Source organism: Streptomyces sp. Mut1 (assembly GCF_030719295.1).
GTDB lineage: Bacteria > Actinomycetota > Actinomycetes > Streptomycetales > Streptomycetaceae > Streptomyces > Streptomyces castrisilvae.
This window is the reverse complement of the sequence record NZ_CP120997.1, coordinates 1,501,239-1,517,582: the sequence shown is the minus strand read 5'-3', so window position 1 is coordinate 1,517,582 and position 16,344 is coordinate 1,501,239. Positions and strand designations below refer to the sequence as shown.

Annotated in this window: 20 protein-coding genes; 12 read left to right on the top strand and 8 right to left on the bottom strand. The window is 73.0% G+C overall.

The features are described 5' to 3' along the window. The first annotated feature begins 60 nt into the window (after window positions 1-60). Window positions 61-1,371, top strand: coding sequence for a hypothetical protein (locus P8A18_RS06360; RefSeq protein ID WP_306060713.1), 1,311 nt, complete (start codon window positions 61-63; stop codon window positions 1,369-1,371). Between the two features lie 34 nt (window positions 1,372-1,405). Here P8A18_RS06360 and P8A18_RS06355 read toward each other — a convergent pair whose 3' ends face one another. After that, complete coding sequence (locus P8A18_RS06355; RefSeq protein WP_306052523.1) at window positions 1,406-1,819, bottom strand: VOC family protein; 414 nt, start codon at window positions 1,817-1,819, stop codon at window positions 1,406-1,408. 286 nt (window positions 1,820-2,105) lie between these two features. On the opposite strand from P8A18_RS06355, the gene P8A18_RS06350 reads away from it, so the two are divergent. The 3 genes from P8A18_RS06350 to P8A18_RS06340 all read left to right on the top strand — a co-directional run bounded on the left by P8A18_RS06350 (window position 2,106) and on the right by P8A18_RS06340 (window position 5,189). Then, window positions 2,106-3,704: an ABC-F family ATP-binding cassette domain-containing protein gene (locus P8A18_RS06350; protein WP_018553332.1), complete on the top strand. Its 1,599-nt coding sequence runs from the start codon at window positions 2,106-2,108 to the stop codon at window positions 3,702-3,704. Between the two features lie 320 nt (window positions 3,705-4,024). Continuing rightward, the gene (locus P8A18_RS06345; protein WP_018518904.1) at window positions 4,025-4,246 is read left to right on the top strand and encodes a helix-turn-helix domain-containing protein; all 222 of its coding nucleotides are present in this window, start codon (window positions 4,025-4,027) and stop codon (window positions 4,244-4,246) included. Window positions 4,247-4,397: 151 nt separating this feature from the next. Beyond that, complete coding sequence (locus P8A18_RS06340; protein WP_306052512.1) at window positions 4,398-5,189, top strand: enoyl-CoA hydratase/isomerase family protein; 792 nt, start codon at window positions 4,398-4,400, stop codon at window positions 5,187-5,189. A 45-nt stretch (window positions 5,190-5,234) separates the two neighbouring features. Here the strand turns inward: P8A18_RS06340 and P8A18_RS06335 are convergent, their stop codons facing one another. Further along, window positions 5,235-5,945, bottom strand: a complete 711-nt coding sequence (locus P8A18_RS06335; RefSeq protein ID WP_306052510.1) for an Asp23/Gls24 family envelope stress response protein — start codon at window positions 5,943-5,945, stop codon at window positions 5,235-5,237. A 93-nt stretch (window positions 5,946-6,038) separates the two neighbouring features. Here P8A18_RS06335 and P8A18_RS06330 point away from each other — a divergent pair, with 93 nt between their 5' ends. From P8A18_RS06330 to amaP, 5 genes are read left to right on the top strand one after another with little or no spacing between them, the layout of a single operon-like run. Further along, complete coding sequence (locus P8A18_RS06330) at window positions 6,039-6,521, top strand: Asp23/Gls24 family envelope stress response protein (protein ID WP_018553335.1); 483 nt, start codon at window positions 6,039-6,041, stop codon at window positions 6,519-6,521. A gap of 32 nt (window positions 6,522-6,553) precedes the next feature. Continuing rightward, window positions 6,554-6,745, top strand: a complete 192-nt coding sequence (locus P8A18_RS06325; protein WP_018553336.1) for a hypothetical protein — start codon at window positions 6,554-6,556, stop codon at window positions 6,743-6,745. Further along, complete coding sequence (locus P8A18_RS06320) at window positions 6,742-7,104, top strand: Asp23/Gls24 family envelope stress response protein (RefSeq protein ID WP_371933643.1); 363 nt, start codon at window positions 6,742-6,744, stop codon at window positions 7,102-7,104. Before P8A18_RS06325 ends, P8A18_RS06320 begins: the two co-directional genes overlap by 4 nt. Continuing rightward, complete coding sequence (locus tag P8A18_RS06315; protein WP_306052507.1) at window positions 7,101-7,787, top strand: DUF6286 domain-containing protein; 687 nt, start codon at window positions 7,101-7,103, stop codon at window positions 7,785-7,787. The genes P8A18_RS06320 and P8A18_RS06315 overlap by 4 nt, the downstream gene beginning before the upstream one ends. After that, entirely contained in the window at window positions 7,784-8,371 is a 588-nt protein-coding gene (amaP, locus tag P8A18_RS06310; RefSeq protein WP_306052505.1) for an alkaline shock response membrane anchor protein AmaP, read from the top strand. The genes P8A18_RS06315 and amaP overlap by 4 nt, the downstream gene beginning before the upstream one ends. A gap of 57 nt (window positions 8,372-8,428) precedes the next feature. Here the strand turns inward: amaP and P8A18_RS06305 are convergent, their stop codons facing one another. From P8A18_RS06305 to P8A18_RS06285, 5 genes are all read right to left on the bottom strand, one after another. Continuing rightward, entirely contained in the window at window positions 8,429-9,184 is a 756-nt protein-coding gene (locus tag P8A18_RS06305; protein WP_306052503.1) for an SDR family oxidoreductase, read from the bottom strand. Window positions 9,185-9,188: 4 nt separating this feature from the next. Beyond that, window positions 9,189-11,018, bottom strand: a complete 1,830-nt coding sequence (locus P8A18_RS06300) for a glycoside hydrolase family 15 protein (protein WP_306052500.1) — start codon at window positions 11,016-11,018, stop codon at window positions 9,189-9,191. Between the two features lie 83 nt (window positions 11,019-11,101). Then, window positions 11,102-11,911 carry an SURF1 family cytochrome oxidase biogenesis protein gene (locus tag P8A18_RS06295; RefSeq protein WP_306052498.1) on the bottom strand — a complete coding sequence of 270 codons (810 nt, stop codon included), beginning with the start codon at window positions 11,909-11,911 and terminating at the stop codon, window positions 11,102-11,104. A 71-nt stretch (window positions 11,912-11,982) separates the two neighbouring features. After that, window positions 11,983-12,216, bottom strand: coding sequence for a metallothionein (locus tag P8A18_RS06290; RefSeq protein WP_026249933.1), 234 nt, complete (start codon window positions 12,214-12,216; stop codon window positions 11,983-11,985). Between the two features lie 64 nt (window positions 12,217-12,280). After that, on the bottom strand, window positions 12,281-13,285 hold the full coding sequence (locus P8A18_RS06285; RefSeq protein WP_306052496.1) for a DEDDh family exonuclease: 1,005 nt from the start codon (window positions 13,283-13,285) through the stop codon (window positions 12,281-12,283). 114 nt (window positions 13,286-13,399) lie between these two features. Between P8A18_RS06285 and P8A18_RS06280 the strand changes: the two genes are divergently transcribed. The 3 genes from P8A18_RS06280 (at window position 13,400) to P8A18_RS06270 (ending at window position 15,830) form a co-directional block, all read left to right on the top strand. After that, window positions 13,400-14,113, top strand: coding sequence for a VIT1/CCC1 transporter family protein (locus P8A18_RS06280; RefSeq protein ID WP_306052494.1), 714 nt, complete (start codon window positions 13,400-13,402; stop codon window positions 14,111-14,113). 122 nt (window positions 14,114-14,235) lie between these two features. Next, complete coding sequence (locus P8A18_RS06275; protein ID WP_306052492.1) at window positions 14,236-15,132, top strand: sterol desaturase family protein; 897 nt, start codon at window positions 14,236-14,238, stop codon at window positions 15,130-15,132. Then, the gene (locus tag P8A18_RS06270) at window positions 15,129-15,830 is read left to right on the top strand and encodes a lysoplasmalogenase (protein ID WP_306052490.1); all 702 of its coding nucleotides are present in this window, start codon (window positions 15,129-15,131) and stop codon (window positions 15,828-15,830) included. The genes P8A18_RS06275 and P8A18_RS06270 overlap by 4 nt, the downstream gene beginning before the upstream one ends. Here the strand turns inward: P8A18_RS06270 and P8A18_RS06265 are convergent. Next, window positions 15,805-16,296, bottom strand: a complete 492-nt coding sequence (locus P8A18_RS06265) for a pyridoxamine 5'-phosphate oxidase family protein (RefSeq protein ID WP_306052488.1) — start codon at window positions 16,294-16,296, stop codon at window positions 15,805-15,807. The two genes, P8A18_RS06270 and P8A18_RS06265, sit on opposite strands and share 26 nt — an antisense overlap. Between the last annotated feature and the right edge of the window lie 48 nt (window positions 16,297-16,344).

The window sequence follows — 16,344 nt, the reverse complement described above, 5'->3', positions numbered from 1 at the left end:
CCGCGCGACTCCAGGCTGCGACTTGTCCGCCCGCGACCCCTCGCCACCGCTCGCAAGGCCGTGACGACCCGGCGCACCAGGCCCGCGCCGCGCCCGCCCGAGGGCACACCGCCCCGGGCGGAACTGGCCCGCCAGGCCAGGAAGGCCCTCGCCGACGCCGTACGGATCGCCCGCTGGGCGGCCGACGGGGCGGGACCCGGCGGCCCGCCGCTGGCCGCCCAGGCCCTGGAGCACGCGGCCGCCGCGCTGGAGCTGTCCCCGGCCCAGGTGCGCTCGGGCTGGGACCGGGCCCGCCTCGCCGGCCTGGTGGAACTGCACGGCGACACCGCACGGCCCGGCTGGCGGCTGCGCGCCTGGGACCGGGACGACTCCGCGGTGCTCCGCGGCTGGGTCGCCCTCTTCGACGCCTGGTCGCTCGTCCACCCCGCGCCCCGGGACATCGAGTCCACCGCCGTCGCCGAGGCCGTCGAGGCCGTGCCCCAGGTGCTCTCGCTGCTCCAGCTCTCGGCGGGCCCGGTCACCGTGCCCGCCCTGCTCGACCTCCTCGGCCAGCGCGTCGCGGAACTCCACGAGGAGCGCTGCGAGGTGCCGTACGGCCCCCAGCCGCTGCCCGCCCCCGCCGAATCCGTGCCCACCGCCCACTCCCCGGAGCTCGTCGCCCTCCTGCTGGACTGGGCCCTGGAAGGGCTGGCCGCCGTCGGGGCGCTCACGCTCGGCGCCGGGCAGGCCACCCTGACACCGCTCGGCAACTGGGCGGTCTGGGTCAAGCTGGAGCAGATCTGCGTCGCCGCCCAGAGCCCCGCGGGCAACATCGAGCAGGCCGCCGCCGACATGCTGCTCGGCTGCGCCCGCCTCACCCCCGGACCCGCCCGCGCCGAATACCGGGCCTGGCTGGCCGCCCGCCCGGTCGGCAGCGCCGTCGCCGAACTGCTCGGCGTCGCCCGGGGCGAGGACGCGCTGCTGCGCGGACTCGCCTTCGAGGCGCTCCGCGTCGTCGGCGCCCCCGCCGAACCCGAGGTCCGGGCCGTGGCCACCGACCCGTCGCTGCGCCCCTACGCCCTGCTCTGGCTCGCCGAGTACGACGGAGCGGACCCGGAGGACGCGCAGGAGGTCCTCAGCCGCGAGGAGGCCACCTGGCTCTGGGTCGACACCGCCGCGGCCGTCGCCGACCACGGCGAGACGGGGCTCCTGGTGCGCCACCTCGACACGGCCGTGCAGGGCACCGTCCCGGCCCTGCTGGACGAGGTGCGGGCCGTCGGCCACCCGCGCACCGTCCAGGTGCTCGTCGCGCTGGCCGCGGCGCACCCCGACCCGGCGCTCGCCAAAGCGGTCCGCAAAGCGGCGTTCCAGGTGCACACCGGGGGAGCCTGACCGCGCCGCCCGTCCCTCCGGCCCGGGGGCGGGCTCAGCCCGCCGCCCCCGGGGCGTACGTCCCGAAGCTCCACACGTTGCCCTCCGCGTCGCGCGCCATGTAGTCCCGGGAGCCGTAGTCCTGGTCGGTGGGCGGCATCAGGATCTCCACTCCGTGCTCCACGGCCCGCGCGTGGTGTGCGTCGACCTCGTCGACCACCACGTAGACGCCGGCCGGGCCCGCTCCCGCCATCGCCTCGGCGAAGACCCCCTCGCGGCCCCGCGAGCCCAGCATCACCCTGCCGTTGCCGCAGGACAGCTCCGCGTGCGCCACCGAGCCGTCCTCGCCCTCGTACACCGCTTCCTCGGTGAAGCCGAGGGCTTCGGTCAGCGTCCTGATCGCGGCCTTCGCGTCGTCGTAGAGGATCGTCGGATACACCGTCGCCACGCCTGTTCCCGCGTCCGCCATCGTGATCGGCCCCTTTCCGTACGCCTGTGCTCCGGGCCGCCGGAGCGCCCGGTTGTGATCCGCGTCTCAGTCTGGCACCGGGCACTGACAACGTCGCCCCGGCGCGGGGGCCCGGGGGCGTGCTCCGCGCGGCCCGGCCGCCCGGAGCACGCGGAAAAGTCGTTGGACACCGCCAGTAGACTGGTCCCCATGGCAATTCTCCTTGTGCGTGTGCGTGAGTAACGGCGTCGAGTCGTGAACCGCTAGCCGTTCCTCCGCCGTCCATTCCGCCCTGGAGTTCTTCCCCGTGATCACCGCTTCCGGCATCGAGCTGCGCGTCGGCGCCCGTCTGCTCATCGAATCCGCCACCTTCCGCATCGCCAAGGGCGACCGCATCGGCCTCGTCGGCCGCAACGGGGCGGGCAAGACCACCCTCACCAAGTGCCTCGCGGGCGAGGGCACCCCCGCCGCCGGCACCATCAGCCGCTCCGGCGAGGTCGGCTACCTCCCGCAGGACCCGCGCACCGGCGACCTCGACGTGCTGGCCAGGGACCGGGTCCTGTCCGCCCGCGGCCTCGACGAGATCCTGCGCAGGATGCGGGAGAACGAGGACCGGATGGCGAACGGCAAGGGCGCCACCCGCGAGAAGGCGATGAAGAAGTACGAGCGCCTGGAGACGGAGTTCCTCACCAAGGGCGGGTACGCCGCCGAGGCCGAGGCCGCCACCATCGCCGCCGCGCTCAGCCTGCCCGACCGGGTGCTCGGCCAGCCGCTGCACACCCTCTCGGGCGGTCAGCGCCGCCGCGTGGAGCTGGCCCGCATCCTCTTCTCGGACGCCGACACCCTGCTCCTGGACGAGCCCACCAACCACCTCGACGCGGACTCCATCGTCTGGCTGCGCGACTACCTCAGGAACTACCGCGGCGGCTTCATCGTGATCTCCCACGACGAAGAACTGGTCGAGACGGTCGTCAACAAGGTCTTCTACCTCGACGCCAACCGCTCGCAGATCGACGTCTACAACATGGGCTGGAAGCTCTACCAGCAGCAGCGCGAGGCCGACGAGAAGCGCCGCAAGCGCGAGCGGCAGAACGCCGAGAAGAAGGCCGCCACCCTCAACGCGCAGGCCGACAAGATGCGCGCCAAGGCCACCAAGACCGTCGCCGCGCAGAACATGGCCAAGCGCGCCGACCGGCTGCTGTCCGGCCTGGAGAGCGTCCGGGTCGCCGACAAGGTCGCCAAGCTGCGCTTCCCCGACCCCTCGCCGTGCGGCAAGACGCCCCTGATGGCAGAGGGTTTGTCCAAGTCGTACGGGTCGCTGGAGATCTTCACCGACGTCGACCTCGCGATCGACAAGGGCTCCCGCGTCGTCATCCTCGGCCTCAACGGCGCCGGCAAGACGACCCTGCTCCGGCTGCTCGGCGGCGCCGAACAGCCCAACACCGGCCGGATCATCCAGGGCCACGGGCTCAAGCTCGGCTACTACGCCCAGGAGCACGAGACCCTGGACCCCGACCGCACCGTCCTGGAGAACATGCGCTCCGCAGCGCCCGACCTCGACCTGGTCGCGGTCCGCAAGACGCTCGGCTCGTTCCTCTTCTCCGGCGACGACGTGGACAAGCCCGCCGGCGTGCTCTCCGGCGGCGAGAAGACCCGGCTGGCCCTGGCGACCCTCGTGGTCTCGTCGGCCAACGTCCTCCTGCTCGACGAGCCCACCAACAACCTCGACCCGGCCAGCCGCGAGGAGATCCTCGGCGCGCTGCGCACGTACAAGGGCGCGGTCGTTCTCGTCACGCACGACGAGGGAGCCGTCGAGGCCCTCCAGCCCGAGCGGATCATCCTGCTCCCGGACGGGATCGAGGACCTGTGGGGCGCGGACTACCGGGACCTGGTCGCACTGGCCTGATCCCCCCGCACTGGATCATTCGGCCTACACGTGATCCATCATCTGCGTGAGTACGTCTCGTACCTCGGCGCGGCGCCCGGCAGATAGCTGCCGGGCGCAGTCATTTCGGCGGTCCTTCCCTTGCGGCCCCTGACCTGGACGTTCCTTCCGAGCGGCGGCCAGGAGGCCTTCCGAGGCTCGGTGGAATTCTGGATTCCGGTCGCTCCGGCGCGCTGCCGGGGCGTGAATCCGGTCGCAGAGACCTTGCCGAATGGGTGGCCAGGAAGCGCCCGAGGGGTGATCATGAGAGTCCAGAGCGCACTTCCCATGAGGAGGCACGGGTGGCCGAGACTCTGAAGAAGGGCAGCCGGGTGACCGGCGCCGCGCGCGACAAGCTCGCGGCAGACCTGAAGAAGAAGTACGACTCCGGTGCGAGCATCCGGGCGCTGGCCGAGGAAACGGGCCGCTCCTACGGATTCGTCCACCGGATGCTCAGCGAGTCCGGAGTGACGCTGCGAGGACGCGGCGGCGCGACACGAGGCAAGAAGGCCGCGACGGCCTGACGGCCGGCCGCGGACCGGGGTGCGTCCCAGGACGGCTCCGGGGCTCACCGGTTCCGGGTGCCGCCACCCGGTCGACCGTATGGTCGATCAGGTGGTTACTGTTCAGTCACTTAGCTCCATGTGCTGACTGCACCCGATCCGGAGGCTCCCCATGACCTCGCTCGACTCCGTGCTCGACAAGGATGGCGTACGACTCACCGTCGATGACGCGATAGCCACGGTGACCCTCACCAACCCGGCCAAGCGCAACGCTCAGTCCCCCGCTCTGTGGCGGGCGTTGACCGAGGCCGGACGGGCCCTGCCCGGCAGTGTGCGGGTCGTCGTGCTGCGCGGCGAAGGCGTGTCGTTCTCCGCCGGGCTCGACCGCCAGGCGTTCACCCCCGAGGGATTCGACGGCGAGCCGTCCCTCCTCGACATGGGGCGCGGCCCGGAGTCCGAGCTCGACGCACTGATCGCCGAGTACCAGGAGGCGTTCACCTGGTGGCGCCGCAACGACCTCGTGTCGATCGCGGCCGTCCAGGGCCACGCCATCGGCGCGGGCTTCCAGCTCGCCCTCTCCTGCGACCTGCGCATCGTCGCCGACGACGTGCAGTTCGCCATGCGTGAGACGAGCCTCGGGCTGGTGCCCGATCTCACCGGCACGCACCCCCTCGTCCACCTCGTGGGCTATGCGCGCGCGCTCGAAATCTGCGCCACCGGCCGCTACGTCCACGCCGCCGAGGCCGAGCGCACCGGCCTGGCCAACCTCGTCGTGCCCGCTGCCGAGCTCGAAGGCGCCGCCCGCGACCTGGCCGGCGCCCTGCTGGCCGCCCCGCGCGACGCCGTCATCGAGACCAAGGCGCTGCTGGGCGGGGCCGTCTCGCGCACCTACGACGAGCAGCGCGCCGCCGAGCGGGCCGCCCAGGGCCGCCGGCTCCGCGACCTGGCCGGCGCCCTCGACTGAGACATGTCCCGGGAGCACCGGCCGGCCGGACGCGGTACGCCTCCGTCAGCCGGCCGGGTCCTCCCCGGTCACCGCGGTGACCAGCACCGCGACCGGCGGGCGCCCCTCGACCGCGTCCGCCACCGCCTCCCGTACCGCCAGCGCCACGTCGAGCGCCCGGTGACCGCTCCGCGTCGCCAGCTCGACCCGCACCTGATCCGCACCCGTGTGCACCGCGTCGCCCAGCACACCGGTCAGCGCCGCCACACCGCTCACCCCTTCGGCCGCACGGCCCGCCGCGTCTTCCGCCGGCGCCGGGCGCACCTCCACGGGCTCCGGTTCGACCCGTTCGGCCGAGGCGTCGAGCAGGCCGGTCACCCGCAGGTCCACCTCGGAGACCACCAGACCGAGCCGCCGCGCGGCGGCCGAGAGGAGGGCCGCGCGCAGTGCGTCGGCGGCTGCGGGCAGGGGCTGGTCGGCCGTCGCGGTCATCGTCGCCTCGATTCGTAGAGGACCCGGCGGCAGCGCGCTCGGGGGTGGGGGCACCTGGGCGGCGGGCGCCGATTCCGGGTCGGCCACGGAGATCCGCAGCTCGCCGATGACCGGTCCGGGCGCCGGACCGGTCACCGCCTGCCGCAGCACCGCGGCGGCGGCCCGCTCCGAGATCCAGGCGCCGTCCGCCGGACCGCCCAGAGGAAGCAGCCGGCCCAGAGAGAGCCGTTGCCGTACCGCAGCCGTCCACGCATGGGCCCTGTTCGGGCTGTCAGCCGTCGTCATGGCCACCAGACTGCCGCATCCACGGCGCGAGTCGGGGCAAGCGCACTTAATGTGTGCAAGGAAGTCAAACCTCCTCCGAAGGGAAGAACGGCGATGACCGAGACCCCACAGCGGAACCGGCCCGAGAACCCCGACAACAACGGGTCCGGCGGCAGCAGCCTGACCAAGCGTGGTGGGGGGGACCCCGGCGGCCGCGGCCGTACCACGATCGCCGACGGAGTCGTCGAGAAGATCGCCGGAATGGCGGCCCGTGACGTCTTCGGGGTGCACGCGATGGGCAGCGGCCTGTCGCGGACCTTCGGCGCGGTCCGCGACCGGGTCCCCGGCGGCACCAAGTCCGTCACCCGCGGGGTCAAGGCCGAGGTCGGCGAGTCCCAGACCGCCCTGGACCTGGAGATCGTCGTGGACTACGGCGTGTCGATCGCCGATGTCGCCCGCGATGTACGGGAGAACGTGATCTCGGCCGTCGAGCGCATGACGGGCCTTGAGGTCGTCGAGGTGAACATCGCGGTCAGCGACGTGAAGCTGCCCGACGAGGACGACGATGACGACGATTCCGAGTCGCGCGTCCAGTAGCCCATGCGCCCACAGCAGTTGAGGAGCACACGATGAGCATGGCTGTGGTCGGCCTGTTGGCCGGCATGGCGCTCGGGTTCGCCGGGTACTTCGGCGGGTTCGGAGCCTTCCTGTTGGTGGCCGCCCTCGGAGCGATCGGCTTCATCGCCGGCCGGTTCCTCGACGGCGACCTGGAACCCGGCGACTTCTTCCGGAGTCGCGAGCGCGGCGACCGACGGCGGTGACGGCGTTGTCGGGGGCGAGCGGCCCGGTCGAGGCGGGGCAACGGGGAGAAACGCGGATCGCCGACCGGGTGGTCGCGAAGATCGCCGCGCAGGCGGCGAAGGAAGCGGTCGACACGCCGCCCGATGACGCGGCGACGCCGCACGCCACGGTCACCGTGCACCGTGACACCGCCCGCGTACGGGTGAGTCTGGAGCTGGGATACCCCGGCGACATCGGCCGGCAGTGCGGTGCCGTGCGTCGGCGGGTCACCGAGCGGGTAAAGGCGTTGGCGGGGATGGAGGTGCCCGAAGTGGCCGTACAGGTCGAACGCCTGCACCCCTCAGGAGCGAGCCTCGCGGCACAGGGGAGGATCCGATGACCGAGCCCCATGACCCGGACGACGGCACGCGGCGCCCGTCCACCGACGGCGCGGTGGAACACGGCGACGTCCTCGCGCTCGACCAGTCCGCCTCCTCGGCGGCGTACGACCCGGCGCCCGGCAAGGAACGCACCGGAGGCCACGCGGGCCGCTTCTGGTCGGGCCGCCGCATCCCGGCGGGCATCGTCGCCCTGGTGACCCTCGGCGCCTGCGGTCTGCTCCTCTACGACGTGTCGGCGGTCCGGGCCGGCCATCCGGCGATGCAGTGGCGCCGCTCGCTGGCCGACGAACTCGCCCATCGGCGGCTCGACGACGTCTGGGTGCTGACCGGCGCGTCCGTCGCCGCGGCCCTCGGCCTCTGGCTGCTGCTCCTCGCGCTGACCCCCGGGCTGCGCGACCTGCTGCCGATGCGCCGCGAACAGCCCGACGTGCGCGCCGCGCTCGACCGGACGGCGGCCGCCATGGTCCTGCGGGACCGGGCCGTCGAGGTCGCGGGTGTGCAGTCGGTCCGGGTCCGGATGGGCCGCGGCAAGGTGGGAGTGCGCGCCGTGTCGCACTTCCGTGAACTCGACGACGTACGGGCCGATCTGGACACCGCGCTCTCCACGGGCATCGGAGAGCTGGGACTCGCCAGGCAGCCGAGCCTGTCGGTCCATGTCCGCCGGCCGGCGAAGAAGGGGTGAACGGCGTGCTCAGGACCGTCAACCGGGTGCTGCTGGGCCTTGCCGGGCTGGTACTGATCTGTGTCGGCGGCGGCGTCCTGGCCGCCGCGACCGGTCTGTCCGTACCGTCCTGGTGGCCCTGGTACGGCAAACACGATGTGCTGCTCAGCGAAGCGGACCGGGACCGCTGGCGCTCCGAGGGCTGGTGGTGGCCGACGGTGATCGCGGTCCTCGCCGTCCTCGTGGTCCTCGCCCTGTGGTGGCTGCTGGCCCAGCTGCGCCGCTCCCGGCTGTCCGAGGTGCTGGTGGAAAGCGGCGACGGCGAAGGCGCCCTGCTGCGCGGCCGGGCCCTGGAGGGCGCGCTCGCCGCGGAGACGGGCGCCCTGGACGGGGTGTCCCGCGCCAATGTCACGCTGACCGGCAAGCGCAGCACCCCGGCCGCGAGGATCCGGCTGCTGATGGAGCCGCACGCCGCGCCGGACGAGACCCTGGACCGGCTGAGCGACGAGGCACTGGCCCACGCCCGGAACTCCGCGGGCCTTGAGCGGCTGCCCGCCGAGGTGCGGCTGAAGGCCGTCAAGCACCGGGCCGAACGGGTCACCTGACGGACGGTGCGGCGGCGCGGGCTCCCGGCTGCGGGGCCCGCGCCGCCGTGCGCGGGCTCAGAAGCCGTGCCGGTACCCGCCGTCGACCGGCACCATGATGCCCGTCAGATACGAGGCGGCGGGGGAGAGCAGGAAGGCCGCGGTGCGGCCGAACTCCTCGGTGGTGCCGTAGCGGCGCAGCGGGATGCACGCCTCGTTGGCGGTACGCGAGGCCTCCGCGTCGCCCGAGAGCGCGTCCAGCTCCCGCACCCGGTCCGTGTCGATCCGGGCCGGCAGCAGCCCCACCACCCGGATGCCGCGCGGGCCGAGCTCGTCGGCCATCGACTTGGCGACCCCGGCCAGACCGGGGCGCAGCCCGTTGGAGATGGTCAGCCCGCCGATCGGCTCGTGGACGGAGCCGGAGAGCACGAAGCCGATGACGCCGCCCTCGCCGAGCGCCGCGGCCGCCGACCTGGCCAGCCGTACCGCGCCGAGGAAGACCGAGTCGAAGGCGGACTGCCACTGCTCGTCGGTGTTGTCCGCGATGCCGCCGGGCGGCGGGCCGCCGACGCTGATGAGGATGCCGTCGAGCCGGCCGAGCCCCTCCCGCGCGGCCGCCACCAGCCGCCCTGCGGACGCGGGGTCGGCGTTGTCGGCGGCGAGCCCGACGGCGGCCGGGCCCAGCTCGGCGGCGGCCGCCTCGGCGCGCTGCGCGTCCCGGCCGGTGATGATCACCTTCGCGCCGTCCGCCACCAGGGCGCGCGCGGTGGCGTAGCCGAGGCCGCGCGTCGCTCCGGTGACGATGTACACACGGTCCTTCAGTCCAAGATCCATGGCCCTATCCTGCCGTGCCGCCCCCGGCGTCGTCCTCGGCGGCCCGCGCTTCGGCGGGCTGCGCCTGGGCCGCCAGCGCCACCGCCGTGCCGACCAGGCCGATGTGGCTGAAGGCCTGTGGGAAGTTGCCCAGCTGGCGCCCGGCCGCGGTGTCGTACTCCTCGGCGAGCAGGCCCACGTCGTTGCGCAGGGCCAGCAGCCGTTCGAAGAGTGCGGTGGCCTCGTCGGTGCGCCCGGTCATCCGCAGCGCGTCCGCCAGCCAGAACGAGCAGGCCAGGAAAGCGCCCTCGCCGCCCGGCAGCCCGTCGATCGAGGTGCCGTCGGTGCTGTACCGGCGCAGCAGGCCGTCGATGCCCAGTTCGTCGCGTACGGCGTCCACCGTCCCGACCACGCGCGGGTCGTCCGGCGGCAGGAACCCGGTTCTGGCGATCAGGAGCGTCGCCGCGTCCAGCTCCCGTGAGCCGTACGACTGGGTGAAGGTGTTGCGCACGGGGTCGTAGCCCTTCTCGCAGACCTCCCGGTGCACGGCGTCCCGCATCGCGCGCCAGCGGTCGGCGTCACCGGAGAGCGTGGGGTCCTGCTCCAGGCTGCGCACCGCGCGGTCGGCGGCGACCCAGGCCATCACCTTGGAGTGCACGAAGTGGCGGCGCCGGCCGCGGATCTCCCACAGCCCCTCGTCCGGCTCGCGCCAGGTGGACTCCAGGAACCCGAGCAGGCTGAGCTGGAGGCTCCAGGCGTGCGGTTTGTCGTCGAGACCCGCGTCCCGGGCCAGCCGGAGCGAGTCGATGACCTCCCCGTACACGTCGAGCTGGCGCTGACGCACCGCCGCGTTGCCGATCCGGACCGGGCCGGAGTTCTCGTAGCCGCGCAGCCACGGCAGCTCGGACTCGGGCAGTCTGCGCTCGCCGGCCAGGCCGTACATGATCTGGAGGTCGGCCGGGTCGCCGGCGACCGCGCGCAGCAGCCAGTCCCGCCAGGCGGCGGCCTCCTCCAGGTAGCCGGCCGAGATCAGCGCGCCGAGGGTGAGGGTGGAGTCGCGCAGCCAGCAGAAGCGGTAGTCCCAGTTCCGTACGCCGCCGATCTCCTCGGGCAGCGAGGTGGTGGGGGCCGCCACGATGCCGCCGGTCGGGCCGAAGGTGAGCGCCTTCAGGGTGATCAGCGAGCGGATCACGGCGTCCCGGTAGGGCCCCTGGTACTTGCAGCGGGCCGACCACTCGGCCCAGTCGGACAGGGTGTTCTCCAGCGCCTCGTACGGGTCGACGAGCTTGGGGCGGGGCGAGTGCGAGGGGTGCCAGGTCAGTACGAAGGCCACCCGCTCGCCCGCCGAGACGCGGAACGAGGAACAGGTCGAGAACTGCTGGCCCCACGTCTTGACCGGCGGTTCGCTGCGCAGCCAGGCGGAGTCCGGTCCCGCGACCGCCACCCGGTGGCCGTCCGAGCGGCGCATCCACGGCACGATGGAGCCGAAGTCGAAGCGGAGCCGGATCACCGAGGACATGTCGACGGTGCCGCTGACCCCCTCGACGATCCGCATCACGTCCGGTTCCCTGTCGCGCTGCGGCATGAAGTCGATGACCTTGACGGTGCCGGTGCGCGTCTCCCAGTACGTCTCCAGGACGAGGGATTCGCCCGCGTAGGCACGCCGGGTGCAGGTGTCCGCGCCCTTGGGGGCGATCCGCCAGTGGCCGTTCTCCTCGTCGCCGAGCAGGGCGGCGAAGCAGGCGCCCGAGTCGAAGCGGGGCAGGCACAGCCAGTCGACAGAACCGTTTTTGCCGACCAGGGCGGCCGTCTGGAGATCGCCGATGAGGGCGTAGTCCTCGATGCGTGGGGTCACGTTCTGGCGTCTTCCCGAACCTGGCCCCCGTTAAGCAGGCAGCCGGTGAGGAGAGGCGGGAGTCACCCCCCGCGAGCCCGGCGTCACGCCTGCGCGGGCTCGGGCTCCGGTGTCGCGTCCTCCGCCGCGGCGGCAGCGGCGGCGGCCGCCGCGACCCGGTCGCGCTTCTCGCGCCGGGCCAGCACCACGAAGCCGACCGGGACCCCGGCGGCGAACAGCCACCACTGCACGGCGTACGCCATGTGCGGGCCGATGGAGCTGTCGTCGGGGGACTCGATCAGCTCGGGGGAGTTGTTCTCCGGCGCCGGACCGGTCTGCTCGATGTAGCCGCCGAGCACCGGGCGGGAGAGCAGTTCGGCCTGCTGGGCGCTGTTGATCAGCATCACCTGGCGGTCCGGGAGATCCGAGATGTCCTTGATGCCGCTGGCGCTGGTCGTCTCGTCGGCCTTCAGCCGCCCGGTGACGGTCACCTCGCCCCTGGGTACCGGCGGTACGTCGGGGAAGGCGTGCTGGTCGGCGGCGGAGGGGACCCAGCCGCGGTTGATCAGGACCGTGCCGCCGCCCTTGAGGTCGAACGGGATCAGCACATGGACGCCGATGCTTCCGTCGGTCGCCGTCCGGCGGCGCACGACGACCTCGTGCTTCTCGTCGTACGTCCCGGTGGCCGTCACCGCACGCCAGTAGTCGGAGCGCGGAACGGTGTGGCCGGGGGAGGTGAGCGCGGAGACGGCAACCGGGGCCGCCTTCAGATTGCGCGAGATCAGGGCGTTCTGCGCGACCTTGTGCTCATGCCGGTGCAGCTGCCAGAAACCCAGCTCGACCATCGTGGGAATGAGGACGAGGGAGAGGAGGGCGAGGATCAGCCACTGCCGGGTCATCAGGAAGCGGTACACCCCACGACGGTACAACCGGTCGTGGGGCGCATCGCGCAGGGGGTGGCCGAAGGGGCGGGCACCGGGTGATCTCAGACCTTGTCGACGATGCCCACCTTCCCCTCCGCGCGGGCGCAGTGCCCGCCGCAGAACCAGTGCCCGTCGACCTCGACGCCCTGGCCGATGACCTGGACCCGGCAGTGCTCGCAGATGGGCGCCATGCGGTGGATGGCGCAGGCGAAGCAGTCGAAGACGTGCACCGCGCCCTGCGCGTGCACCTCGAAGGACATCCCGTAATCGTTTCCGCAGACCTCACAACGTGCCATGCGCCACAGGGTGGGACGCGAGGGCGGCGGCGGGCGAGCGGAGGGCGGGCGAGTCGCCCCCGGTTCACTCCGATGACGGCGTCGGGGCCGGCACCTTCGCGACGGCCGGGGCGACATCCCGCAGGAGATGGGTGAAGGCGCTCTCGTCCAGGACCGGCGTGCCGAACGACTTGGCCTTCACCGTCTTCGACGTCGCCGAGTCCGGGTCGTTGGTGACGAGCAGGCTGGTCAGCCGGGACACGCTGGTCGCCACATGCAGCCCGGCCTCCACGGCCCGGTCCTCCAGCAGTTCGCGGTCGACCGAGGTGTCCCCGGAGAACGCCACCCGCATGCCCTGCATGAGCGGTTTGTCCTTCTCGTACCGCCCCGGATTCGGATACGGGCAGGCCGGGCGCTTGCGCGAGGGCCGCCAGCTGTTCTGTCCCCCGTACGAGGAGGAGCCGGTCCGCGGTGTCACCGGTGAGTGGGACCACTCGGTCAGTGGCCGGCACTCCAGCAGCGGCAGCCGCACCCCGCCCCGCGCCGCCGCGTGCAGGCTCGGGCGGAACGCCTCGGCCAGTACCCGGGCGTCGTCCAGCGCGTGGTGCGCGTGCTGCTGCACGACCCCGAAGTGCTCGGCCAATGACGCCAGCTTGTGGTTGGCCAGCGGCAGCCGCAGCTCCTTGGCGAGCGCGATGGTGCACAGCCGCTGCCGCACCGGCGCGGTCACCGACGCCCGCGCGTACTCCCGCGCCAGCATCGACCAGTCGAACGCGGCGTTGTGCGCGACGAGCACCCGGTCCGCGAGCCGCTCCGACAATTCGGCGGCGACCTCGGGGAAGAGCGGGGCGCCCTCCAGCACGTCGCTCGTCAGTCCATGGATCCAGACCGGCCCGGGATCGCGCTCCGGATTGACGAGCGTGTACCAGTGGTCCTCGACATCGCCCCGCGCGTCCAGGCGGTAGACGGCCGCGGACACTATCCGGTCGTCCCGGGCGAGCCCGGTGGTCTCCACGTCGACGACCGCGTACCCCTGCGGGTAGGCGGCCGGCCACGGTGCTGCGGTCTGCGGGTCGTCGAGCATGGTCACAGAGAATACGGGCCACGACCGACAGTCCCCTATTCGGCCGCCGCCCCGGTCGCTGGCGGACCGTCACCCGGGCCGTACTCGTCCGGCGGCGCCGCGAGGTGAGACCATCCCGGGATGACGCGAACCCCGGCGCACGACGAACCCCACGGGACCGGTCTGGGGGCCCGGCTGAACTGGCTGCGGGCCGCCGTGCTCGGGGCGAACGACGGTGTGGTCTCCACCGCCGGGCTCGTCGTGGGCGTCGCCGGCGCCACCGACGACCGGGGCGCCCTGCTCACGGCGGGGCTGGCCGGGCTGCTGGCCGGGTCCCTGTCGATGGCGGCGGGCGAATACGTGTCGGTCTCCACCCAGCGCGACTCGGAGAAGGCGGCGCTGGCGACCGAGAAGCGTGAGCTCCAGGAGACACCGGAGGAGGAACTCGCCGAGCTGACAGGGCTGTTGGAGGGCAAGGGGCTCAGCCGTGAGGTCGCCCGCGAGGCCGCGGTCCAGCTCACCGAGCGCGACGCGCTGCGCGCCCACGCGGAGGTCGAGCTGGGCATCGACCCGGACGACCTCACCAACCCGTGGCACGCGGCGGGCGCCAGTTTCCTCGCCTTCACGGTGGGGGCACTGCTGCCCCTGCTGGCCATCGTGCTGCCGCCCTCCTCCCTGCGGGTGCCGGTGACCGTGCTGTCGGTCCTCGCGGTGCTGGCCGTGACCGGCTGGTGGAGCGCCCGGCTGGGCGAGGCGGCGGCAGGGCCCGCGGTGCTGCGGAACATGGGCGGGGGAGCGGTGGCCATGGCCGTGACGTACGTGGCGGGGCACCTGCTGGGGGCGGCCGGGGTCTGACGGTGCGCGGCCGTGCGGCGCACCCGCTGTCGGAACTCACCAAAGACCGCTGACACCACGTCTCACATACTTGTTGGTAACAACGTCTAGCACCCGGCCGGACGCCGCTCTACGGTGCAGGCATGCCGACGAACCTGCCCGACGTAGTGCTCTGGTCCATACCGGCCTTCGTGCTGCTCACCGTCCTGGAAATGGCGCTGCACCACTTCCACCCGGACGAGGAGGCCGCCGGGTACGAGGCGAAGGACGCCGCCACCAGCATCACGATGGGGCTGGGCAGCCTGGTCTTCGACCTGATGTGGAAAGTGCCCATCGTCGCCGTCTACACCGCCGTGTACGAGCTGACGCCGCTGCGCGTCCCGGTCCTGTGGTGGACCGTCCTGCTGATGCTGCTCGCGCAGGACTTCTTCTACTACTGGTCCCACCGCGGCCACCACGTCATCCGCATCCTGTGGGCGTGCCACGTGGTCCACCACTCCAGCCGGAAGTTCAACCTCTCCACCGCGCTGCGCCAGCCCTGGACCTCGCTGACCTCCTGGCCGTTCTACCTGCCGCTCATCGCGTGCGGGGTGCACCCGGCGGCGCTCGCGTTCTGCTCGTCGGCCAATCTCGTCTACCAGTTCTGGGTGCACACCGAGCGCGTCGGGAAACTGCCCCGGCCCTTCGAGTACGTGCTGAACACGCCGTCCCACCACCGGGTGCACCACGCCTCGCAGGGCGGCTACCTCGACCGCAACTTCGGCGGCATCCTCATCGTGTGGGACCGGTGGTTCGGTTCGTTCGCCTCGGAGACGGTCCGGCCGGTGTACGGGCTCACCAAGAACATCGAGACGTACAACCCGCTGCGAGTCGCCACCCACGAGTACGCCGCCATCGCCCGTGACGTGCGCGCGGCGGGCAGCTGGGGCGAGCGGGCCGGGCGGGTCTTCCGCGGACCGGGCTGGCAGCCGGCCGGAGCGCGTACCGTGCCCGCGTCCGCCGCACCCGTCGCCGCTCCGGCCCCGGAGCGCACCGGATGAGCGGCGGCCCCGCGCCCGAGCGGCGCGAACGGTACGCACGGCCCCTGCTCATCGCCTTCCTCATCGCCTGCGCCGCCGACCTCGTCGGCGTACTCACCGGTCCCGACGCCCTCCACCTGGCCGCCAAGCCGCTCCTGATGCCGCTGCTCGCCGGGTACGCCGTCGCGCGGGGCGGACCCCGGCTCCTGACCGCCGCGCTGCTGTGCGGCTGGGCCGGTGACGTGTTCCTGCTCGCCGACTCCGATCCCGCCTTCCTCGTCGGGATGGCCGGATTCGCCGCCGGGCACGTCTGCTACCTGGTGCTGTTCGGGCGGGCGCGCGGGGCGCTGCCGCCGGCGATCGGGTACGCCGTCGTACTGATCGTCTTCGTGGCCCTGCTCTGGGACGGGCTGCCGGGCGGGCTGCGGGTGCCGATGGCGGGCTACAGCCTGCTGCTGACCGCCATGGCCTACCGCGCCGGCGTCCTCGGCCGCTACGCGGCGACCGGCGGGGCCCTCTTCCTGCTCTCCGACGCGCTGATCGCGACCGGTGTCGCGGACTGGCCGCAGCTGCCGGGCCACGGCTTCTGGGTGATGCTCACCTATGTGGCCGCGCAGTTCCTGCTGACCCTGGGCGCGCTCGCCCCGGGGCGCGGGGGCGGCCGGCCGCCGCGGGCCACGGAGCCGCCTCCGGTCAGCCGGTCAGCCGGACCCCGCTGACCAGGTCGGGGCTGATGCGTACCGCGGCCTCCACCGGCCGGTCCGGCCAGGGTCTGAGCAGCCGCCGGTACCGCAGCAGGGCCTCCGGTTCGGTGACGGGGTGGCAGTACCCCGTGGCGACGACGCTCCAGCCCAGATGGGTCAGCGGATCGATGTCGTCGGCCTGGTAGGCGACGACGACCCCCGCGTCGCCGTGCCGGCGGACCTGGCGGAAGAGGTCCGATTCGTGGTGCGTCCGGATGACGATCCGGCCGCCGTCCAGCAGGTGGTTCACCGGGCGGATCGCGGGCAGCGCCCGCCGGGTGAAGACGATCCGCCCGAGGGGCGCACCGCCGAGCAGCGTCAGCGCCTGACCGGCCGTCAGCTCGACCGTGCGCCGGGGCGCGCCGGAGCCCGGCACCGGAGGGGGGCCGGGCTCCGGCGCCCGCGCGGACGTCCGGGACGACTGATGCCGTGTGTGGCTCATGGTGCGGCCTCATCTCCCTCGGTCTGCTCGCCTGCCGCCCGAGTACAC